The following is a 21,291-nucleotide window of genomic DNA, read 5'->3' on the forward strand; positions in this document are numbered from 1 at the left end:
TAGCAATTGTATTGTTCTCGAAATTAAATACGATAGTGTTACAGTTTCAGTTTATGGGTCGAGGGCGGTTTGTTCCATCGCTTAACCGTGACTCTTATGGCGATTCACATGCCGACTGCGGCTATTTTTTTTATTGCAGTCTGATGAATTTTTATTTTCTGACTCTGTATTAAGTCTGTGTATAAACAAGTGGCAATGTATTGGAAATCAGTCTTGTGCCACTTTGAATCATTGTCCCTGCGGGCATTGACATTTTATATTCAAAACAGGCATTTATATTGCTAAGTTTAACGCTTTGGCAGGCTATCCCAGCAGTTCTTCCAGTGAAATTTCCATTCTGGCAAGATTGAAGCAGTGCTCTGCATCGTTCTGCACAAGGCTGACAATTTCACTATCAAGCTTTCCCTTGTTTTTCATTTCTTCCAGAATGCCGACAGCCTCTTCCAGAGTCATCCCCTTCCGATAGGGCCTGTCCTGCAGTAGAGCCTGAAACACGTCCGCCACAGCAATTATCTTGGCAGGTATGGGCAGGGCTTCCTTGGTGGGGTGGAATGGGTAGCCTGTTCCGAGATCGTTGTCGTGGTGATATGATGCCCACAGTGCAATTTCTTCAAGGCCGCTGACCAGTCGCAGTATTTCATAGGTTTCATAGCTGTGCTGATTTATTATTGCCCGTTCTGTCGGGCTCAGCGGGCCATTTTTGTCAAGAATATTGTCCGGGATATGCAGTTTTCCTATATCGTGCAGATATGCAGCAACTTCTATCTTTATGGTTTCCGTATCAGAAAAACCATACAGCTCTGCAATGCGTCTGGATATAAGCGCTACACTGTAGGAGTGCTGGGCTGTAAAAGGGCTCTTCTGGTCAACAATATATGCGAATATTTTTGCCAGCTGTTTTAAGTCCGTCAGGGTTATTCTATCTGAATCTCCCCTGCCTCCCATTGCCCATGCAAAGCGCTCGATATGCCTGTTTTCAAGTGCCAGCCAGAACGCTTCAGGAATTGATATTTTGAGAAAGACTTCCACGAATTCGGGATTGAAATAGGTGCCCTGCTTTTCCGCAATGCTTTTTTTTATCGAATCAACGTGCAGAAGAATATTGGGGCCATAGTGTGGAGCGGCAGTAATATCTATCCTGTCGGCAATGAAAATAAGATTGGCAACCCTTTTGTTGAAAGGGGAGATGGATTGTTTCTGCAGGTCAACCCATGGTGTATGGTGGTATAAAATTGGTAAAGCCATTCTTTCAAGCGGCTTGAATTTATGCAGCAGGTCATAGCCGATATGACAGTGTATGTCTGACATTTCCCAATCAAAGAGGTTTGCCAGATGGCTGTGGACTGTATCCGAGGAAACTCCGCAGTCGTGCAGCAGCCCTAGTTCGTAGATGAAGAAAGTCTCCGCTCTGCTGAAGCCCAAGAATTGGGACATCTGCAAGGCAATGTAGCCAACCCTTTTACCATGGTTTGTATCGTTCATTCCAACCAGACTGACGGCATTTTCAATTGCCAGAATCATTTGACGCAGATCGACAGTGATATTGGCGGCACTCATGGTAATTCCTTGCCGGACATTGGCGTGTTCTGAGTTGGGGTTATCTGGTTGATAATATCAACTTTGATTGGCATCAGGAAGAAATAATATCCGGGATCATGATTTCTTTGGATTGATGGCATTGAACTGCATTCACGCAATCCCGTTTTCCTTCAGTCTGTAATGTTTATCCCTGTGGCGTGGATGGTTGTTCATCCTTGGCTTAACCGTGCGCAAATATTCAGCCTGTTCAGTGGTAATGCGCTGTGATAGCTTATATTTTCCTTGCTGACTTTGTCTGAAATCTGTTTATAACCAAATGACGTTGTGCTAGAAATTCAACATGCACCCCTTGATACACTGTTTTTAGGGGCCTTGAATGACTCACATTCCAAACAGGCATTGCCCACTGGTCCTGCATGACAACACCTCCCATCCACATGTGCGGGCAGACCATTCCTGCCGGTTCCCACACGACTGTTTCACTTCCGGTTCCCGATACATCCCTCGGGCAGGGCTTAAGCATGCCAGTCCATGTTTATCATGGTCGAAGGCCCGGTCCTGCGTTTTTCGTCAGTGCCGCCATTCACGGCGACGAGCTGAACGGCATTGAGATCGTGCGCAGGCTGACCGGGCTGCGCAGGCTCTCCAGACTGCGGGGAACCCTTTACGCAATTCCCATCGTCAATATCTACGGGTTCATGTCCAATACCAGATACCTGCCCGACAGGCGCGACCTGAACCGGGTTTTCCCGGGCAAGGCGGGCGGTTCCCTTGCTTCGGAGTTGGCCCTGATCCTGTTCGAACATGTGGTCAGCCGCTGCCGGTACGGCATAGACCTGCATACCGGTTCCAACCACCGTGCAAACTTTCCGCACCTGCGCGGGGACATGAAGGATGAAACGATTTTCGCTATGGCTCAGGCTTTCGGCGCGCCGCTGGTTCTGGACAGCTGCGGAGTTTCCGGCTCCCTGCGGCAGGCGGCTGAACAGGTCGGGGTGAAGACCCTGCTGTACGAGGCCGGGGAGGCCCTGCGTTTCGATGAATTCTCCATCCGCGCCGGACTGCGCGGTATCACCTCGCTGATGTCCCATCTCGGGATGCTTCCGGTGGTTAGGAAAAAGCAGGCCCCCATAAGCCTGCAGGTTGCCTATGACCGTACATGGTGCCGCGCCCCGGAGAGCGGGCTGTTCCACGCCAAGGTCAAGCTGGGGCAGCGGGTGAAGAAGGACGAGCTGCTCGGAACGGTCCACGATCCTCTGGGCAACCGTTCCTGCGAGCTGCTTTCCCCTCGCAATGGGGTGGTCATCGGACAGTTGGCGCTTCCGTCGGTCTACAAGGGTGATGCGATCATGCATATCGCCTGTTTCAAGGCTCCGGGGCGGGCAGAGGCCCTTGCGGACGAATTTTCGGAACTGGTCATGGATCAGGAAAACCCGATCTGACCGTTCTTTTAAACAATCAGCACAGCCGTATGGCGTGGGCGAAATGTCAAAACGCAAGACCGTGAAGATCCGGAACTGGACCCGGGAGGACATCCCGGCCATTGTGGAATGTCAGAAGGCGGCTTACCCCGATTATGCCGAACATTATGACGAACGCATGTACTCCATGCAGTTTACCGCTTTCCCGCAGGGCCAGATCCTTGCGGAGTGTGACGGCGAGGTCGTGGGCTATGCCACCTGCCTGATTGTCCAGCTGGATGATTCCGTGGACTGGTACCGCTACGACGAGATAACCGGCAGCGGCACTTTCAGCACGCATACGCCCACCGGCGATACCCTGTACGGGGCGGACATTGCCGTAAGGCCGGATTTTCGGGGCAAAGGCGTGGCCGGTAAAATCTACAAGTACCGCAAGCAGATAATGAAGCGCTACAACCTGAGCCGCATGATCGCCCACGGCAGGATCATGAACTACAACGAACAGGCGGGCGTGCTCACGGCCAAGGAATACGTGGAGATGGTGGAGAGGGGCGAGCTGAGTGATTCGGCCCTGAACGCGCATCTCAAGGCGGGCTACAAGGTCACGGGCGTGTTTCTGGACCTGCTGCATGACGATTCGAGCCTGAACTATTCCACGTTCCTTGAAATGCCCAACCCGGATTTCCAGCCGGTGCGGCGCAAGATTGCCGCGGCCCCGCTGCGCAGGCCGGTGCGAAGGTTCAGGGTCTGTGCGGCCCAGTATCTGATGCGCAAGATCTCTTCGTGGGAGGATCTGCGTCAGTCGGTGGAGTTTTTTGTATCCACAGCGGATGCCTACCACTGCCATTTCCTCGTGCTGCCCGAGCTTTTTACCGCGCAGATGTTCAGCGCCATGCCGCCCGAGTGGGATTCCCGCAGGGCGGTCATGGAACTTGCCGGTATGACCGAAAGCTACCTGACTATGTTCACCGAGCTGGCCAGCGAGTACAACCTGCACATCATCGGCGGTTCGCACCCGGTGCTGCGTGACGGCAAACTCTACAACGTGGCACACATGTTCACCCCGACCGGGAACGTGTACACGCAGGACAAGCTGCACATTACGCCCGGTGAGCGCGAAGCGTGGGGAATCCATCCCGGCGAGGGGCTGAGCGTTTTTCATACCCCGCTCGGACGCATCGCCATACAGGTCTGCTACGATATCGAGTTCCCGGAAACCTCGCGACTGCTGGCCATGTCCGGGGCGGAAGTGATCTTCGTACCCTTCAGCACGGACGAGAAACGGGCCTATCACCGTGTGCGGGCAACGGCTCAGGCCCGCTGCATCGAGAACTCGATCTACACGGTCATTGCCGCCAACGTGGGCAATCTGCCGGGTGTGAAGACCTATCTCATGAACTACGGCCAGTCCGCCGTGTTTGCGCCGAGCGATTTTGCCTTTCCCATGCCCTCGCTCAGCGGGGAGGCCGATCCGGGCGTGGAGACCGTGGTCATCGCCGATCTTGATCTGGCCAGCCTTGCTCAGGTCCGCGAATTCGGCAGTGTAAGGCCGCTGCATGAACGAAGGCCCGATATCTACGAACTGAAGCCGCGCAAGAAGATTCAGGTGATCAGGACCGAGTAGGCCGGATGTAAACCTTGCATCACCGTTCCGCCGTAAAGTGCGGGGCAGAACGGATAATCAGGCGGCGCGGATATATTTTCCCGCGCCGCATTTTTATTTTATGAGATGTCTCCGGCGGCCTCGCTGGGGCGTTGGATTTGATGCGCTTTGCGCTTTTGACGATTTGACTTCGCTTCCGACGGCCAAAGGGCCCGCGGACCTTTGGAATCCCTATTTGGCTCAAGGGTTTATCCATTCATATAGTCTTATTCGGAAAGTTGAAGTTTGCGGAGTTTAGGAAAATAGCCTCGTAATTTTGCATGGACATGGTTGACAGCATTGTGATCTCTGCTAGGTTTTGAATCAATGTCTGTAGTGATTTAATTGAGATTATCAAACTTTCGGAGCTGTTCATGAGCAATGCAACTCAAGTCGCGGATGTTCCGCACTCAACGGTATTCGTCTGGTTGGCCCAGATCAGGGAAATGGCTGTTGACGTCTGGCATAACGGTATACCGGGACTGAATCTGATCAATCTTGCCCAAGCTGTGGGCGTACTGCTTTTCTTCATTATCCTGCGCAAGGTGCTGACCCAGTTCACCATGAACCGGTTGCAGAAGCTGCTGGAAAAGCACAATGCCAAGGCGGAAAGCAGCATCCTGACCGCCCTGAAGGACCCGGTGCGCTTCGTTCCCATTGTTCTGGGGCTGTTTTTTGCCGACCAGCTCCTGAAATTTCCCGATTCCATCGAGAGCGTTACGAACAGGGTCATAAGCGCCATGACGCTGTTCGTCATCTTCTGGTCAGTGTTCAACCTTGTTTCCGTGGCCACCAAAATATTCCGCAAGCTGGAAAGCCTGCTTACACCGGCCCTTGTGGACTGGCTTATCAAGCTGCTCAAGTTCCTGATCCTGCTCATGGGTGCGGCCAGTATCCTCGAATTGTTCGGCATCGACATCGGACCGATCCTGACTGGACTCGGACTTTTCAGTGTGGCTGTTGCTCTGGGTGCCAAGGACCTTTTCCAGAACATCATTGCCGGGATTTCCATCATCACCGAGAGCCGTTTCAGCATCGGTGACTGGGTCACGGTTGACGGAAAAGTGGACGGGACCGTGGAATTCATCGGTTTCCGCTCCACCAGAATCCGCCGGTTCGACAAGGCTCCTGTCTATGTCCCGAACTCGACGCTCTCTGACAACTGCCTCATCAACTTCTCCAAGATGACCCATCGGCGCATACTCTGGACCATCGGTCTGGAGTACCGGACCACAACGGAGCAGTTGAAGCTAGTTCAGGAACGGGTGATGGAGTATATCCTCGGCAATAATGATTTTGCGCAGCCGCCTGAAGTTTCCACCTTCATGCGCGTGGTGCAGTTCGGCGATTCTTCAATCGATTTCCAGCTCAGCGCTTTCACCAACACCACCAACGCGCAGGAGTGGATGAAGATAAGGGAAGATCTGGCCTACCGTTTAAAGGAAATCGTGGAAGTCGAGGCCGGAGCCGGATTCGCATTCCCCTCGCAGTCTGTCTATGTCGAGTCCATGCCCGAACGAGCTGCTGATAAAGGGTAAATAGAGGGATGCAAACTGCGGTGTAAAAGAAACAACTGTTTGTTGAATTCGCACTTTTGGTGATGGCATTGCAATGTCGCAAATGTGTGCTGCTATGGAAACCAGAAAGCATGCAGTAATTGCAGGCTCAGGTAATTGATTATCTGGGCCTGCTTTTGTTTCTTGATTCTCGTGCGAATTACAGCCCGCATACCCCAGCGGATCGGGGCAGGTGAACCTGCCGGTGGCGGGGTCGTATTCGCGGTAGCCGAAGTGAATGAGGCCGGTGTCGCGGTCATGCGGGCCCGCTGCGAAGCCGAGGGGCAGGTTCATGCGCTCGTTGGTATCGATCATGGTATTGCCGAACGTAGATTATAAGAATGCCAGCCCCCAAAGGGAGCTGGCAACAATGACAAAGCATTGATATCCATATTCTATGGTGCAAATCCTTTGATCAGCCAGCAAGACCAAATAAAAGATAGGTATAACACTGGAGCACTGCATATAACTCCAGCTAAAATTGCCATTAACCATTCTAGTTTACTCTTGTTTCTATATTTCAAAAACATAATAAGTAACACAAAGTATGGAAGGATAGGGATAATCAAAACGGCAAAAGGATTGTCTGATGTGCGCAACAAGCTGTCGAACGAAACAAAAGAAATGACAGTAGACATCCACATTAAAACTATAACAACAACCTTATTTGACATAATTTTTCAGCCTGAAAAGTTTCATGGCACCATCTCTATATAATTCCGCAGTGTGTTTATCTTTCTCCTTTGGAGGCCTTGGCCACTTTGAAGAGTCGTCCCCCAAAATTTTAAGATCCTCTATCAATTCTTCGTCAGCTTTTTTAATTAATTTAATTTGCTCTTCATCGACGTCACCTAGGATATCAATGTTCTGAATACGCTCATATTCAAGATCATGTTTTTTATATGCTATTTACGCCCAAATAACTTCAAAAAAGTTTGTCTTAGTTTCTTTATTGCAATGTAGATGACCGGAAAGGCATGAATAGCTGTATAGTGAATAATCGCTGTAAAAAGGAAATATAATACAAAGCAAAAACAAGCATTAATCAATTCATATTTAACGGAGTACAATCCCCTGAAATTTTCAAGCGATGAAACAATAAGTTCATATCCGGCAAATCCCACCGAGGCGAATATAGCTGAAAGCCAAATTCTCTTTGTTGTTATATGCACAATTAAGCAGCTTGCTAAAATAGCAATCAAAACAGTTACTTTTCCGTAAGGAATAAATACATACGAACTCAATTTAGCCAAACTTCCAACAACAAATGCGATCAAAATATCCATGATTTCTCCAATGGGCAGGCCGACAAATCAGCCTGCCCATTTCATTCTAATGGACTCTTACTTTAACTTTATTCTTCGTTTTTCTAACATTCCTAAAGAAATCCCTATCCTTGTTTCCGATATCAATACACCCCTTCGAGCCTTTGGTGTCTCCGCCATGGATATAAAATCCATCCCGTCCATGTGTCTCCGTTCCATTGGAAGGATGAAGCGGAACCCGCCCGTGTCCCCAATCTCCGAAAATGGTATTACGAATTGAATATCGCAAGCCTTCAACTTCAGAAGATTCTTTCGGATCAAACTCATACTCACCGCTAGGGGTTGGCCCTACGTCCTTTTTTGTTTGATCCGTCTCACCCGGTTTGCCGGAAGAAAATTTATACGTATCTCTGGGGCCTTCATCTGAATGAACCTCCATAGTCCCATTTTCGTGGTAAACATGGACTTCCTTAATTGGATACGCATCTTTATCCTGTTTATCATTTTTTTCTTTTAAGGCTTGCCGTTCCTTAAGTATATTCATGCCAGTAATGGAATCGTTTGTACTCTCATTGGGGGCTTTATTTTCGTGATCCTCAGTTTCGATATCCTTTTCGCCTTCCTCACTCCGCTTCTTCAACCCAACCCGATCCACAAAGTTGACCGGATCATCGGCGCAGTATCCGTACACATCCACATCGCCGCCTGCGTAGCCCAGTGGATCGGGACAGGTGAACCTGCCGGTGGCGGGATCGTATTCACGGTAGCCGAAGTGGATGAGGCCGGTGTCGCGGTCATAGAGGCCTGCGGCGAAGCCGAGGGACAGGTTGATGCGTTCGCTGGTATCGACCATGGTATTGCCGAACGAATCGTATATAATCCGTTTTACCTCATTCCCCTTGGCGTTAGCAACCATATAAACTGTTCCGACCTGATCGGACGCGAGATGATACACCTCGCCGTTCCAGCGCATGGCGATCGGATCACCTTCCCCGTCATAGGCGAATTCCTTGAGCCTGCCTTGCTCGTCGGAGACTGCCAGCAGGGTGGCGCGGTCTTTCCAGAGGTATGTTTCCACAGTCCTGCCGTCCACCTGTTTGGCGGTACGCATGCCGTTCGGATCAACGATATAGTTTATCCTGCGGCCATCGGGCAGGTGGACCTGCACAAGCTGGTTGTTGTGATCGTATTCGTAGCGGGTGACCTGTCCGCGATCCTGTTTCATGGTCAGGCGGCCTTTGGGATCGTATGAATATTTGACTTCCCCGGCGCGAACCAGACGCAACCCTTCGCCGTACACGAAACGCCGGATACCGGAATGGAAGGTCTCGGACATCAGCCGCTCGCCATGCTTGCCGTACTGGTAGTGCTCGATGACGCGGTCATCCTTCCAGACCTTGGAAAGCCTGCCTCCGGCATCGTATTCGTATTGCAGATGGTGGTCCTTCGGGGCGAGGGCCAGCAGCTTTTCGGCGATGCGTCCGGTTTCGTTGCGGGCGGTTGCCAGCAGGGAGAACGGAGTTTCGGTTCCCGGCACGGTGAAGGGAGTGGTGCACACGGCTTCAGCGGGGTCTAACTCAACTCTGTCACGGGCAAATTCGTCGTGAAGGACGGCTCCGGTTCCGGTTTGGGGCCGGTCAGAATATTCTGCCACGATAGGCTCGCGAGAATAGGCGTCCTGCCGCCCATAACCGCGTCTTTCCCGCTGCAGCTCGGCGAGAACCTCCTTTCCGTAAGCGGTTCCGGCGAGATTGCGCGCCAGCGAGAGGTCCTGATTCTCATGGATGAAGCAGGCGTGGCAGGTGCGTTTTATCCGGTGGTAGCGTTCTTTTGCCTGCTCCCATTCTCGGTTTTTCAGCTCCCAGCGGGCTTTGACCTCCGGCTTCATCATGGACGGATACATTTTGTCTGAGCCGGAAAATTCAGCGAAGTCGGGCAGCGGTTCGGTGAGCTTTTCGCCGGAATAGCGATCAACCACCTCCCACATGTTTTCAAGCTGCATTTCGGGCGGTTCGTTGAGCCCGAACATGCGCTGGCCCGGTGTAAGGTCTTTCCACGGCCTTTTCTGAAGAATGAAGTTCATATGTTTCTCCTTTGTAAACGGTTCCGGTGCATCAGCCGGAAACACATCATTTCCGGGCAATAGCACCCCTTAAAAGGAGACGCATACAGCAAAGGGCGGACATGGTTTACCTAACTCATGTCCGCCCTGTATGATTTAGAAGTACTTTTGAAAATGGGTGAATCTCCGCCGACGCCCGGATCTTCCATTCATTTGAAAGCAGCCGTACCGAGCTAGATGCGAAGCTTATTTAAATTTTTTGAAACGTTTACCCTTTGTCCGTTTAATGAAGCAAAAAAAAAAGGCCGGGGCAAACGCTCCGGCCTTGTGTGTTACAGCAGCTTGAACAGTTCAATGGCTTCCGCTGGCGGGGTGGTTTCCACCCGGCGGTATTCGGTGCAGTCGGCGGTGCGGGTGATGAGCCCGTTGTCCACCATCCAGCGCCTGAGCAGCACATGGTCGCAGAAGCTGTGGTTGTTTTTCAGTTGTTCGTTCAGCTCCAGCTCGGTCATTCTGGTGCGGGCCGGGATTCTGGACCATAGCACCCACAGGCATAGCATCCGCTGGTTGTGCTTCTTGGGCCAGCGGTTCATGCGGCCATCCGGATCAAAGTAACGGGTGGCTTTTTTTACTCGCTTGGGATCAAACTGCGCGATTTCCGCTTTACAGGGTTCTTCCCGTTCCGCCTTCAGATGCTGGAAGTTGCGGTATCCACCGGCCTTGGCCAGCAGGTTAAGCATTTCCACGTGACCGGGAATCTGTTCGGATTCAGTAAGTTGGTTGCGCAGGTTTCGGGCAAGGGACGATACGTCGCTGATGTGCAGCGAAAGAGGTGTTCTGGGCATTGGCTTATCCTTTTCTACGTGCCTTTCACGGATAAGTGTTGCCGGTGGTCGCCGACTTCCGGCCCGGCACGTGGATAAGTGTCGAACAGGATGGGTATATAGCAGGTTTAGCTCCCCGTTAAGGGGCGGCGACGCCTTGGTGAACTGCTGACCGGATTTTCTGATACCCGATATCCGTTGGGTTTGCAATCAAATGGACCGGTGTTGGGAGGGGTTTTTCTTTTCCCGGAAATTAGTGCTCTGAAAACTGATGAATTTTAGAATATGATTTCATACAGCAAAAGGCCAGCCGGTATACCGACTGGCCTTTTTAAACTGCATGTATCGCCTTGCACAGCGGCAAAGCTCCGCAGGAATTTTTTACAAGAACAGGTCTACAGCCAGCAGTCCGGCGAGGGACATGGTGATGGTGTAGGGCAGTGCCAGCCAGACCATACGTCCGTAGGAAAGGCGGATGACCGGTGCCAGCGCGCTGGTCAGCAGGAACAGGAATGCGGCCTGACCGTTGGGAGTAGCCACGGAGGGGATGTTGGTCCCGGTGTTGATGGCTACGGCAAGGCGGTCGAACTGGGTCATGATGGCATGAGCCTGATCTGCGGCCTGCTGCGGCAGGGCGGCAAGTACGTCTGCACGGGCAAGATGCGGGTCGGTAAGCTTGGACATGAGTTCCTGTCCGGTCATACCGATGCCGGGTACTGCGTTAAGCAGCTGGGTGAAGTGCATCTTGGTTTCGGAGATGTATACAGTTGCCACGAACACGTTGTCGGAAATGGAGGAAAGCAGGCCGTTGGCGATGTAGTACGCCATCAACTGGGACTGTCCGTGCAGGCTGAGAACGTATTCGATGATCGGGGCAAACAGGTGCTGGGAGTGGATAACCGCAACAATGGAGAAGAAGACAACCAGCAGCGCAGTAAACGGCAGGGCCTCTTCAAATGCGTGGCCGATGCGGTGCTCTTCGATAACGCCGGTGAAGGCGGTAAGCAGAACGATGATTGAAAGACCGGTGATACCGACTGCGGCGAGGTGGAAGGCCAGTGCAAGGATGAGCCATACGCCGGTTGCGGCCTGGATCATGATCTTGAGTTTACCGGCCTGTCCCTGTTTTTCCTCTTCACGCATTGCTTCTTCAAAGAGGAAGGAACGAATGTTGCCGGGCAGTTGTGCTCCGTAACCGAAAAGTTTGAATTTTTCCACGCCAACGCAGGTCAGCAGACCGACGATCAGTACCGGCATGGTAACCGGAGCCACTTCGATCAGGAAGGTCATGAAGTGCCAGCCCATTTCGTGGCCGATGAGCAGGTTCTGCGGTTCACCAACGAGGGTACATACGCCGCCGAGAGCGGTACCAACTGCACCGTGCATCATCAGGTTGCGCAGGAAGGCACGGAATTCGCGCAGTTCGTTACGGTTGGTTTCCTTGAGGTGCAGGTCGGAGGCAAGGCTGTGTGAACCTGCGGTCTCACTCTGGCTGGAAACATAGCGGTGGTATACGGAATAGAAGCCGTAAGCCACGGAGATGATAACCGCGGTAACGGTCAGTGCATCAAGAAATGCTGAAAGGAAGGCGCCTGCGAGACAGAACAGCAGGGAGATGTTTCTCTTGGATTTTACGTTCACCAGAATACGGGTGAAGGTGAACTGCAGGAAATCCTTCATGAAATAGATACCGGCAACCATGAAGATAAGCAGTAGGATAACTTCGAAGTTGTTGTGCGCTTCATGATAGATGGTTTCCGGGGTGGTCATGCCGATGATTACGGCTTCCATGGCCAGCAGACCACCTGCGGGAAGCGGGTAGCACTTGAGCGCCATGGTCAGGGTGAAGATGAATTCCGCAATGAGAGCCCAGCCCGCAATAAAAGGTCCTGCCGCAAGAAGCAGTATCGGGTTGAGGATCAGGAATCCCACGATGGCCAGCTTGTACCACATGGGGGCATGGCCCAGAAATGTGTTGATGAAGGTCCTCGCCATTGATTTTGTCATTGATCTCTCCGTTAATTCATCTCTTCGGGCCGGGATGAAGTAAAAGTCCGGCATTCTCCGCAGGTTGTGGATGGTGGCCCGCTTTGGTGCGGAAAATGCTTTTCGCTGAAATTCCGCACAGTAGGCGGTGCAAATATACATGGGTGGCCGCGCTGGCGACGCGAACGTGCCCGGCTGGTACGGTGATCAGGTAGTCAGGGTACTTGTGTCAGGCGTAGATTCAATTTGGGGAGGGAAAGACATCCCTTCCGGCGGGTTTTTATATGCCTGTGCAAGCACGGTGTCCAGTTTAGAAATGTGAAAATTATAGTATTATGTTATTTTGGTTTTATAATTGTTACGTGTTTCACATAATGACCGGAAAGGGGCTGTGTTTCAGCTCAGCTCTGGTTGTTCTGAGTTTCAATATAAATGTGAGCACGATAATACGCGTTGTAGTTTTCTCGCAGGTAGTCATTGCGGAAACCGTAATATGGATTCTTCGGTGACGGTTATTAAAGTGTGGTACAGCTGGTGATTGATGTAACATCTTCTGCTTCAATGTTCTTGTCGGCGTTGAAGCAATTTCAAGCGTGATAGATATATGTCCCAATTACATTGTCGTATTCTCGGTAACCGAAGTGAATGAGGCCGGTGTCGGGGTCGTAGAGGCCGCCGGCGAAGCCGAGTGCCGGAGCATGTTCGTGGCGGCTGTTCTGTATCATTCTGCCGAAAGAATCATATAGAACTTCCTGTACTCTGTTTCCAGATGTATCGGCAACAGTAAATATGTTGTTTAACTGGCATGTTATAGTGGTGGCGTGCCGTTTTTTCTAGAATGGCGGGGTGCTTGACAACGTGTCGGGTAAGAAAGCCCCAGAACCGGAGTTCGGGGGCTGTGTGGTTAATCCTTTTCTGATTGGGTAAATTCTTCTGGAGAATCTTTCAGCTCTGGGTGCCGTTTGTAGAAGCCTTCAAGAGGTTCTAGGCTGATTCCACATGGTTCACATTTAGCATCTGCAGGTGCTTGTCCCGCTAAATAAACTTTTTGACATTTTGGACAGATTGATTGCTCATGGCGGGTAAAATTCTTACCCCTTTTAGGGTACTTATAAAGAACACCACACCAGAACACAATGATCCCGAAAGCGACTAAAGCCCAACGGCCTAATGTTCCAACTGCGTGTCCTTTAACAAAATATGGAACATCAGTAGGCCATGCACCTATAATGAGAACTAAAGCGTATAAGACAACGACAAGTCGTAGCCACGGAACTTTGAAGTTATTTTTTATTATTTTTTTCATTATTTTTCTGAGTTATATCTTTGTAAGCCTGTCTACCATTCTCTATAGCGTCTTTTGCTCCCATTATAGCTGTCACAGGGCCACTTATTTTTCCATTTGATGGAGGTAAACCTTCAATTAAAGCCGTTGCTCCGTCAGCGACATCGTTAGAGTCAATCTCAAATTTATTTTTAGTCGCTTTAGCTGATATGTTTTTTATTTTTATATCAGCTTTTCTGCCAGCATCTTTAACAAAATCTTTGCCTCGCTTAGAACTGTCCCTGCAATCGCTGCCGGTAATACTGCTGCGCCTACAGTCGTAGCCCATATTCTTGGGTCATCTGCAATGGCTTCACCCGCTTCAGATGCAGCCTGCCGAAAGAATCATATAGAACTTCCTGTACTCTGTTTCCTGATGTATCGGCAACAGTAAATATGTTGTTTAACTGGCATGTTATAGTGGTGGCGTGCCGTTTTTTTCTAGAATGGCGGGGTGCTTGACAACGTGTCGTATAAGAAAGCCCCAGAACCGGAGTTCGGGGGCTGTGTGGTTAATCATTTTCTGATTGGGTAAATTCTTCTGGAGAATCTTTCAGCTCTGGGTGTCGTTCGTAGAAGCCTTCAAGAGGTTCTAGTGGACACTGACAATTCTGGCATTTCGAATCGTTTGGAGTTTCTTGCGGAGAATAAACTGTCTGGCATTTATGACATATCGTTATCTGTGCTTCATAAGGATTCTGTTCAGCACGAAATCCTAAGATAGCGAATGCTGCTGCTACGCCGAGTTCTATCCATCCTACAAACCCTGGCACAGCAAAACCTTTGTAAGTTCCTTCCCCTACCCATAATGTCAGGAGTCCAAGAGACGCGAAAAGAATTGCGAGTATATTAGTATCATTCCTTTCCACATTTTCTTTTTTGGATTTTTTATTATTATCCTCGTCCTGTGCTATTCGCATTTTCTAACTATTTGGTTTTTGAGTTTAATTTAACATCATAATTTTTATATAGTTCATCGGAAGTTTTTCTTAATTCTTTTGCTGCTGCTATTCTGATAGCAGCTTTGCTCATAGAAGGAGGCAGTTCATCAAAGAAACTTGTCGCACCATCAGTTACTTTTTCAAGGTCGAGATTCTGCTTTGTCCCGGTTTCGCTTGTCCTTATTTTTATATCAGCTTTTCTGCCAGCATCTTTAACAAAATCTTTGCCTCGCTTAACAGCCTTTCCAATTTTTCCGACACCCTTTTCCAAGTACGTTGCAGCCCTTCGAATCCCAGCTGCGCCAGCGGATAATACTTCGCCTCCATTTAGAACTGTCCCTGCAATCGCTGCCGGTAATACTGCTGCGCCTACAGTCGTAGCCCATATTCTTGGGTCATCTGCAATGGCTTCACCCGCTTCAGATACAGCTTCTTTGGCAGCCTTTCCACCTTCTGTTATAGCCTTGCCAACGCCAGCAGAAACTTTTCCGAAAAATCCTTTTTCATCTTTTAGGGATGCGGATGACTTTGATTTAGAGGAGGTTTCAGATTCAGTGTCCCGTTTATCTTCCTTCTCTTTTAATGCTTGACGCTCCTTAATCATATCCATGCCAGTAATAGAATCGCTTTTGCCTTTGCCGATTCCATCATTACTGGCTTCCTGCTCCTTGGACTTCGATTCTGCATCATCGGCCTGCTCACTGCGACCCTGCAACCCATCCCGGTCCACGAAGTTAACCGGATCATCCAGACAATACCCATAAACATCCACATCGCCGCCCTCATCTCCCAGTGGATCGGGCGAAATGAACCTGCCGATGGCGGGGTCGTATTCTCGGTAGCCGAAGTGGATCAGGCCGGTGTCGGGATCGTGCAGGCCACCGGCGAAGCCGAGTGCAGGATAATGTTCGGGACGGCTGTTCTGTATCACTCTGCCGAAAGAATCATATAGAATTTCCTGTACACTGTTTCCTGATGTATCGGCAACATTAAAGATGCTGCCCAACTGATCCGTTGCAAACAGGTGAATCTGTCCGTTGCGGGTCATTCCCATTGCGCGGCCATGTTCATCGTAGTGAAATCTGCTGAGTCCATCCGCGTCTTCAACTGCGGCGAGGGTGGTCAGGTCATTCCACTGGTAGCGTCGGACAAGTCTGCCGTTGACGTACTTTGCAGTCCTGAAGCCACGTTTGTCGAAACGGTATTCGATGCTTGTACGGTCCGGGAGGTGTACTTTGCTGAGTTGTCCGGTTGCCAGAAACTCGTATCCCGTGGTTCCTTCTGGGGAGTGCTTTTCGGATAGACAGCCGTCAGCATCATATCTGTAGGTGGTTTCACCTGCGCGAACCAACTGGCCTATCTCATTATACCCGTACTCCAGCTTGTCTCCGCCTGCGACCTGAGAGAATACCCGCTGCCCCAATCTGTTGTATCGATATACTTCTACCGGTTCTCCTGAATAACGCACCGCCTGAAGCCGTCCATCGTCATCATAGCGGTATTCCAGAACATGGCTGACCTCGGACGAAACAAGTATCTTGTCTTCGATTCTGAGATTTTCGTCGCGATTCACCGCCAGCACCGCATAGTTGAATTCGGTGCCGGGAGTCTGGAACTGGAGCACTTCATCCGCAATTTCGTTGATGTCCACGTTTTCGCGCTGCATCTCATCGCGGATTGTGCGGCCTGTTCCCGTCTGGGGAGTCCTTGATTGGGGCGCTCCGGGCACAAGTCTGGAACTCTGGCCGTCCGCGTGCCTCTGGAACTCGTTGCGGATTTCGTTTCCGTAGGTTGTCTTCATCAGCCCCTGTACCACTGGCAGATCAGGATTATCTTCCATGAAGCGGGCATGGACCATGCGTTTCAGTTTGGCATGCATGGTCTTGGCCTCTTCCCATTCGTAATTTTTCCGGTCCCATCTGCTTTTGACTTCCGGCTTCATCATGGAAGGGTACATGCGGTCGCCCGGTGAAAATTCTGCAAAATCAGGTCTGGGATCAGCCAGTTCTTCTCCGGTTCTGCGATCAACTATTTTCCATAGGTTTTCGATCTGCTTTTCCGGCGGTTCGTTTTCACCGTAGAGAACCAGGCCGGTTGTGAGTTCCTTGCGGGGTCTACGTTCCATCCTGTACTTGGTGAAAGAGTTCATTCTTTTCCTCCCGTTTATCTGTTTCCGGGGATGTGCTTTGAACCACTGTGATTCACGGCTGGTCATCCCCCTTTGCCAAATATTCTAGCGGGTAGGGCGGACATGGTTCAGGCAATTCAGGTCCGCTTTGGGATAAAAATGAATTTTTTTGTGATACAGGGTATGCCTGAATGAAGCCACTGGTGATGGGGAAAATGGACAGCTCACGCATTTTCGCTTCACTTTGCCTGCCCTGACAGGTAACTCGAATATGAGCATGACAATGTGTCTGGTAAGATGTTATAATTTAATGGATAAGATCGTTTGCCGGTGATTGGCGCAGTATGGCCGAACCTGCGTGTTTATTCTGGGCGATTTGCAGCGTAATATCGGGCTGCTTGGAATCGTTATCGGAAAAATAGTTGTTTCTACCTCGTCCTTGAAGGGGTAAGGGAACATACTTTAGCAGAATGTTTAGAGAATCCCGGATGAGATGTCCGGGGCGATGAGATGATGTGATGGGTTAAGGCTGAATTCGTGCGGGATGCCTGTTTGATGCGCGGGCATTGCCGTTTTGTGGAGTTTTAAGTGAAAAGATTTGTATTGGTTTTCGTGCTGGTGCTGATGGTAGCTTCCCCGGCTTCCGCAGCTCTTGAGGATTTATGGGGGGATGTCCATCCGCTGCTGCATAATGCTGTTGCCGCGCTGGACAAGCGGGTCGATGTGCCTGATTCGGACTGGAATCCGCTGAAGGACGATAAAAAGAGCCTTGATCGGCAGATAAACAAGCTGCTCGACGAATGTATCGAGGTGCTGGGCATATCGGAAATGTCCGAGACAAAGCTGGCCATTCAGGATTTGCAGGATGATTCGCGCCGGTGCAGCGAGAAGATTGCCGAGCTCAAAACCGCGCGGCTGGCCGCACCCAGGACGGTTGAGAAATGGGAGGTCTGGAAAAAGGATGCCGCTTCCATCGACGCAGAGATTGCAGACCTTGAGCAGCGCCGCAAGGATAACGAGCAGCGGGTGGAAAAGCTTATTGACCAGTTGCTGGAGGATATGCGCAGGATCGGCATGAAGGTGGATCGCGAGCAGGTGGAAACCCTCGTCTACAGCGTTACCGGGGCCGATGATATTCAGCTCATGTCCGTGTTCAACAACGTCAAGCTTATCACCGTGGAGCTGCAGCGCCTGACCTCCGAGGCCAACGAGAATATCGAGATGGCCAAGCGCTATTACGGCATGCACACCCTGCTTCTGCGCATCCTGCTCAATCTCTACCAGCACTACGAAGACCGGATTACCGACGTCTATATGGTGCGTATCGGCGAGATCATCAAGAAACAGCAGGATCTGATCAAGAAGACCCAGTCGATGATAGAGACCGAACCGGCCAAGTACACGATGATCTACAAGACCAACCTGATCGCTCAGGGCCTGACCGTGCGTACCGCGCGGCTTTACGGGGATTATCTCGAAAAGAACCGCCGCCGGATCGCGAAGCTTAAGGCCGGGGTGCAGGATGAGTACAACGTGGCACTCAACACCTACGAAACTGTGCAGGGAGCGCATAGCCTCATATCGCTCATGCGGAATGCGAATAATATGCTCGACCGGCTGTCTGAATTGCAGACCCCGGAGCTTATAGTATTCCAGAACACTGAAATGAAGAACGAATTTAAAAAACTTACCGGTATGATTAATAACGGAAATTAGGTTGATTTAGGGGAGCCTCCTCTGGACTCCTCACCCCAAATTATTAATCCCCGATATCCGTCAGGATACCGGGGATTAATAATTTGGAGAAAGGGGTGGGACTATGTCTCCGGATGATGTATATTGAGTAGCAATCATAGCCACAAACAAAGCGGTGAAGCCTTACTGGTAGGTTATGTGAATCTTAAGCCCTTTTGCAAACATGGTTATTGCCTAAGCTTAGCTCCTTTGGCCGTCGGAGACGAAATCAGATCGTCAAAAGCGCAAAGCGCATCAACTCAGCCCCGCAGGGCCACCGGAGGCGTTCTATGCATAAATATTTAAAGAAAATGTACGTCGGTTTATTCGCAGCCATACTTTTAATGGTTGCATCTGCATTGCCGGTCGGGGCTGGCGGACAGGCGCAGTTTCAGGTTGAGAATGTCGACCCGAAGCTGGCGACCGTGGCGATTGTGACCACCGGCGGAACCATTGCCGAGAAGGTTGATCCCAAGACCGGCGGGGCGGTTCCTGCCGTATCCGGTGCCGATTTGATCAAGGCCGTGCCCGGCATTTCAAAGGTGGCAAATATCGGCGTCTACCAGCTATGCAATATCGACAGCTCGCAGATGACCCCGGAGATATGGGCGCAGCTCAGCCGCAAGGTGGACGAGCTGCTCCAGCGCAGGGAAATCGCCGGAGTGGTGGTGACGCACGGCACGGATACAATGGCCGAGGGGGCGTGGTTTCTGGATATGACCCTGCGGGGTGATAAGCCGGTAGTTTTCACCGGAGCCATGAATGATGCTTCAAGCCCGTTCCCGGACGGGCCCGGCAACCTGATGAATGCGGTTGTTCTGGCCGCATCGGAGGAAGCCCGCGGCTGGGGCGCAGTGGTCTGCCTGAACCGTTATGTCAATTCCGCGCGGGCCGTGCGCAAATCCCAGACCACCAACGTCCAGACCTTCGAGTCCGGTGAGAAGGGCTATCTCGGCTATGTGACCGGCGGCAGGGTGCAGCGGTTCAATGAGCGTGAGGATCGTCTTTACCTGCCGCTGGCGGACAGGCTGCCCAAGGTCGTCTATCTTACCACCTATGCCGGGGCGGACGGTTCACTTGTCCTTTTCGCAGTCCAGTCCGGTGCAAAGGGAATCGTCATCGACGGTGTCGGGGCCGGGAACGTCAACGAGGCGACCTTCAAGGCGATACAGTACGCCCTTTCGAACAAGGTGCCCGTGGTTATTTCGTCCAGCGTTCCGAACGGAGCGGTTGAGCCGGTCTACGGAGGGCAGGGCGGTGGCAAAACCCTGCTCGATAACGGCTGCATCCTCGCCGGAGACCTCAAGGGGCCCAAAGCAAGGCTGCTGCTCATGCTCGGATTGGCCCATTACGGCAACGACCACGCAAAACTGGCTGAACTATTCGCACAGTAGGCGTGATTTGCAGAACAGATAATTTCAAGCGCAAAACGAAACAGCCCACGATTTCCGCAAGGAAGTCGGGGGCTGTGATTTTTTGAAAACAATTTTAGAAGCTATCGGCTAAGCTTTCTTGAAAGGTTTTGAAATGGATGGGGTATGGGGAAGGCATCCTAGAAATCATACTGCAGCCGAACTCGGAGCTGTGCCACGTCCTTTCCGCCCATGGACTGATCTGCGTCCTGATATTCCCAGCGGGTGAGCAGTGAAAGTCCCTTGAGAGTCCCGCTGAACTTGTAGGTCGTGTTCAGGTTGTATTCATTTCGGTCATAGGACGCGTTTTTTCCGCTATCGGGCGTGTCGCCGAAACCGGCTTTGAGTTCGGCTGAAAATCCTTCAAACCCGATTTTGCTGAAGTCGTACCCGGCGGACAGGTAGACGGATTTTTCTCCGGCCCGGCTGAAGCTGCAGGACATTAGGTTGTTGAAGAACGGGGTTACGCCCCAGGAGTTACGCATTTCGTCGGTATCATCGACGATGGTGTAGCCTGCATCGAGTGTCACACCGCTGAACTTGACTCCCCAGAGCAGCCCGCCTTCAAGGGCATTGTAGGTGCCGAGCAGATTCCTGCCTGCGTTTCGCTGATTAGCGCCCTGAAAGCGGAGATGGGTCTCAAGCTTATCGCTTAAGTCGTAGCTGTAGTTTCCTTCAATGAAAAAGGTGTTGCCCATGTCCGGGGTGAAATAGTTCCAGAGCCGGAAACTCATTTTGTCGGTCGGCTTCCAATCCGCGCCGAGCATTACGGTTCCGCCGTCGGCATTGCTGACTCCTGCGGCCTCGGTCATGCTGATAAACTTGTCGGTGTCGCGGTTTTTCATCTTATCCACCCAGGCCGCGTGCAGCCTGAGCCCGTCGATGTCCGTGGATTCGATTCCGTAGGCCTCAAAGGTGTTGGGCAGCAGTCGCGAATCGTTGCCGTTGATGTAGGGCGATTCTATGCGCTGGCGGTAGAGCTTGGCGATGCTTTCTTCGTAGCGTCCCTGAATATAGGCTTCACCGAGGACCGCGTAGCCCTGATTCTTGTTGTTGAGCACCGCGCCCCCGGCATAGCGTTCCCGGTTCAGACCGTCGAAGAGCGGAACTGCCACAAACCCGTTCACAACCCCACCGACATGGTCCGCAAGCCACGGGGTTTCGTACTTGAGCTGTCCGCCCAGCGCGAAGGTTTCCTTGGCGCGCTTATAGGACTGCCCGCTGGCACGGGTTTCTTCAAGGAAATAGAACAGACGGGCCTGACCGGAAAACTTTCCGTAATCCTTTTTTTCAGTGGCGTTCTGCCCGGTGGCAGCGCCGGGCTCATTTGTACCGCTCTGCTGTTCCGTGGTTGCTGCCCAGGCTGCGGAACAGAAATACATAAGAAAAGCTGTTGCTATCACACAGATGAATTTTAAGTCTTTTTTTCTCATTGTCCCGGTCTGTAAAATTATGCG

Annotated in this window: 17 protein-coding genes; 6 read left to right on the plus strand and 11 right to left on the minus strand. The window is 51.3% G+C overall.

Features of this window, described 5'->3' with window-relative positions:
- Positions 1-303: 303 nt before the first annotated feature.
- On the minus strand, positions 304-1,557 hold the full coding sequence (locus tag N7E73_RS15805) for an HD domain-containing phosphohydrolase (RefSeq protein ID WP_432735872.1): 1,254 nt from the start codon (positions 1,555-1,557) through the stop codon (positions 304-306).
- Positions 1,558-1,955: 398 nt separating this feature from the next.
- On the opposite strand from N7E73_RS15805, the gene N7E73_RS15810 reads away from it, so the two are divergent.
- From N7E73_RS15810 to N7E73_RS15820, 3 genes are all read left to right on the plus strand, one after another.
- On the plus strand, positions 1,956-2,981 hold the full coding sequence (locus N7E73_RS15810; RefSeq protein ID WP_432735873.1) for a succinylglutamate desuccinylase/aspartoacylase family protein: 1,026 nt from the start codon (positions 1,956-1,958) through the stop codon (positions 2,979-2,981).
- A gap of 43 nt (positions 2,982-3,024) precedes the next feature.
- Positions 3,025-4,584 (plus strand): GNAT family N-acetyltransferase, encoded by a 1,560-nt coding sequence (locus N7E73_RS15815; protein WP_432735874.1) that lies wholly within the window; start codon positions 3,025-3,027, stop codon positions 4,582-4,584.
- 392 nt (positions 4,585-4,976) lie between these two features.
- Entirely contained in the window at positions 4,977-6,140 is a 1,164-nt protein-coding gene (locus N7E73_RS15820; RefSeq protein ID WP_432735875.1) for a mechanosensitive ion channel family protein, read from the plus strand.
- On the opposite strand, the gene N7E73_RS15825 is transcribed toward N7E73_RS15820, so the two are convergent.
- From N7E73_RS15825 to nhaB, 5 genes are all read right to left on the minus strand, one after another.
- Positions 6,039-6,473 carry an RHS repeat domain-containing protein gene (locus tag N7E73_RS15825; RefSeq protein ID WP_432735876.1) on the minus strand — a complete coding sequence of 145 codons (435 nt, stop codon included), beginning with the start codon at positions 6,471-6,473 and terminating at the stop codon, positions 6,039-6,041. The two genes, N7E73_RS15820 and N7E73_RS15825, sit on opposite strands and share 102 nt — an antisense overlap.
- Before the next feature lie 590 nt (positions 6,474-7,063).
- Entirely contained in the window at positions 7,064-7,444 is a 381-nt protein-coding gene (locus N7E73_RS15830; RefSeq protein WP_432735878.1) for a hypothetical protein, read from the minus strand.
- Between the two features lie 46 nt (positions 7,445-7,490).
- Positions 7,491-9,506 (minus strand): RHS repeat-associated core domain-containing protein, encoded by a 2,016-nt coding sequence (locus tag N7E73_RS15835; RefSeq protein WP_432735879.1) that lies wholly within the window; start codon positions 9,504-9,506, stop codon positions 7,491-7,493.
- Between the two features lie 311 nt (positions 9,507-9,817).
- Positions 9,818-10,330 carry a DUF2087 domain-containing protein gene (locus N7E73_RS15840; protein WP_432735880.1) on the minus strand — a complete coding sequence of 171 codons (513 nt, stop codon included), beginning with the start codon at positions 10,328-10,330 and terminating at the stop codon, positions 9,818-9,820.
- A gap of 360 nt (positions 10,331-10,690) precedes the next feature.
- A complete protein-coding gene (gene nhaB, locus N7E73_RS15845) occupies positions 10,691-12,316 on the minus strand; it encodes a sodium/proton antiporter NhaB (RefSeq protein WP_432735881.1) in 1,626 nt (541 codons plus the stop codon).
- Positions 12,317-12,888: 572 nt separating this feature from the next.
- Here nhaB and N7E73_RS15850 point away from each other — a divergent pair.
- Positions 12,889-13,041 carry a hypothetical protein gene (locus N7E73_RS15850; RefSeq protein WP_432735882.1) on the plus strand — a complete coding sequence of 51 codons (153 nt, stop codon included), beginning with the start codon at positions 12,889-12,891 and terminating at the stop codon, positions 13,039-13,041.
- A gap of 158 nt (positions 13,042-13,199) precedes the next feature.
- Here the strand turns inward: N7E73_RS15850 and N7E73_RS15855 are convergent, their stop codons facing one another.
- The 4 genes from N7E73_RS15855 to N7E73_RS15870 form a co-directional block, all read right to left on the minus strand.
- The gene (locus N7E73_RS15855) at positions 13,200-13,601 is read right to left on the minus strand and encodes a hypothetical protein (RefSeq protein ID WP_432735883.1); all 402 of its coding nucleotides are present in this window, start codon (positions 13,599-13,601) and stop codon (positions 13,200-13,202) included.
- Positions 13,579-13,908: a hypothetical protein gene (locus N7E73_RS15860; protein WP_432735884.1), complete on the minus strand. Its 330-nt coding sequence runs from the start codon at positions 13,906-13,908 to the stop codon at positions 13,579-13,581. Before N7E73_RS15860 ends, N7E73_RS15855 begins: the two co-directional genes overlap by 23 nt.
- A gap of 223 nt (positions 13,909-14,131) precedes the next feature.
- On the minus strand, positions 14,132-14,539 hold the full coding sequence (locus N7E73_RS15865) for a hypothetical protein (RefSeq protein WP_432735885.1): 408 nt from the start codon (positions 14,537-14,539) through the stop codon (positions 14,132-14,134).
- Between the two features lie 7 nt (positions 14,540-14,546).
- Positions 14,547-16,709 carry an RHS repeat domain-containing protein gene (locus N7E73_RS15870; protein ID WP_432735886.1) on the minus strand — a complete coding sequence of 721 codons (2,163 nt, stop codon included), beginning with the start codon at positions 16,707-16,709 and terminating at the stop codon, positions 14,547-14,549.
- Positions 16,710-17,276: 567 nt separating this feature from the next.
- On the opposite strand from N7E73_RS15870, the gene N7E73_RS15875 reads away from it, so the two are divergent.
- Both N7E73_RS15875 and N7E73_RS15880 read left to right on the plus strand, forming a co-directional pair.
- Positions 17,277-18,404: a hypothetical protein gene (locus tag N7E73_RS15875; RefSeq protein WP_432735888.1), complete on the plus strand. Its 1,128-nt coding sequence runs from the start codon at positions 17,277-17,279 to the stop codon at positions 18,402-18,404.
- Between the two features lie 308 nt (positions 18,405-18,712).
- The gene (locus tag N7E73_RS15880) at positions 18,713-19,816 is read left to right on the plus strand and encodes an asparaginase (protein ID WP_432735889.1); all 1,104 of its coding nucleotides are present in this window, start codon (positions 18,713-18,715) and stop codon (positions 19,814-19,816) included.
- 158 nt (positions 19,817-19,974) lie between these two features.
- Here the strand turns inward: N7E73_RS15880 and N7E73_RS15885 are convergent, their stop codons facing one another.
- Positions 19,975-21,216: an OprD family outer membrane porin gene (locus tag N7E73_RS15885; RefSeq protein ID WP_432735890.1), complete on the minus strand. Its 1,242-nt coding sequence runs from the start codon at positions 21,214-21,216 to the stop codon at positions 19,975-19,977.
- Positions 21,217-21,291 lie beyond the last annotated feature (75 nt).

The organism is Maridesulfovibrio sp. FT414 (genome assembly GCF_050916235.1).
Lineage (GTDB): Bacteria > Desulfobacterota > Desulfovibrionia > Desulfovibrionales > Desulfovibrionaceae > Maridesulfovibrio.

What these genes read in the sequence shown, in the direction of transcription:
- N7E73_RS15870 (WP_432735886.1), bottom strand. Translation starts at nt 16,709, where the DNA reads ATGAACTCTTTCACCAAGTACAGGATGGAACGTAGACCCCGCAAGGAA.
- N7E73_RS15825 (WP_432735876.1), bottom strand. Translation starts at nt 6,473, where the DNA reads ATGATCGATACCAACGAGCGCATGAACCTGCCCCTCGGCTTCGCAGCG.
- nhaB (WP_432735881.1), bottom strand. Translation starts at nt 12,316, where the DNA reads ATGACAAAATCAATGGCGAGGACCTTCATCAACACATTTCTGGGCCAT.
- N7E73_RS15830 (WP_432735878.1), bottom strand. Translation starts at nt 7,444, where the DNA reads ATGGATATTTTGATCGCATTTGTTGTTGGAAGTTTGGCTAAATTGAGT.
- N7E73_RS15835 (WP_432735879.1), bottom strand. Translation starts at nt 9,506, where the DNA reads ATGAACTTCATTCTTCAGAAAAGGCCGTGGAAAGACCTTACACCGGGC.
- N7E73_RS15840 (WP_432735880.1), bottom strand. Translation starts at nt 10,330, where the DNA reads ATGCCCAGAACACCTCTTTCGCTGCACATCAGCGACGTATCGTCCCTT.
- N7E73_RS15810 (WP_432735873.1), top strand. Translation starts at nt 1,956, where the DNA reads ATGACAACACCTCCCATCCACATGTGCGGGCAGACCATTCCTGCCGGT.
- N7E73_RS15880 (WP_432735889.1), top strand. Translation starts at nt 18,713, where the DNA reads ATGCATAAATATTTAAAGAAAATGTACGTCGGTTTATTCGCAGCCATA.
- N7E73_RS15885 (WP_432735890.1), bottom strand. Translation starts at nt 21,216, where the DNA reads ATGTATTTCTGTTCCGCAGCCTGGGCAGCAACCACGGAACAGCAGAGC.
- N7E73_RS15860 (WP_432735884.1), bottom strand. Translation starts at nt 13,908, where the DNA reads ATGGGCTACGACTGTAGGCGCAGCAGTATTACCGGCAGCGATTGCAGG.
- N7E73_RS15805 (WP_432735872.1), bottom strand. Translation starts at nt 1,557, where the DNA reads ATGAGTGCCGCCAATATCACTGTCGATCTGCGTCAAATGATTCTGGCA.
- N7E73_RS15865 (WP_432735885.1), bottom strand. Translation starts at nt 14,539, where the DNA reads ATGCGAATAGCACAGGACGAGGATAATAATAAAAAATCCAAAAAAGAA.
- N7E73_RS15820 (WP_432735875.1), top strand. Translation starts at nt 4,977, where the DNA reads ATGAGCAATGCAACTCAAGTCGCGGATGTTCCGCACTCAACGGTATTC.
- N7E73_RS15855 (WP_432735883.1), bottom strand. Translation starts at nt 13,601, where the DNA reads ATGAAAAAAATAATAAAAAATAACTTCAAAGTTCCGTGGCTACGACTT.
- N7E73_RS15815 (WP_432735874.1), top strand. Translation starts at nt 3,025, where the DNA reads ATGTCAAAACGCAAGACCGTGAAGATCCGGAACTGGACCCGGGAGGAC.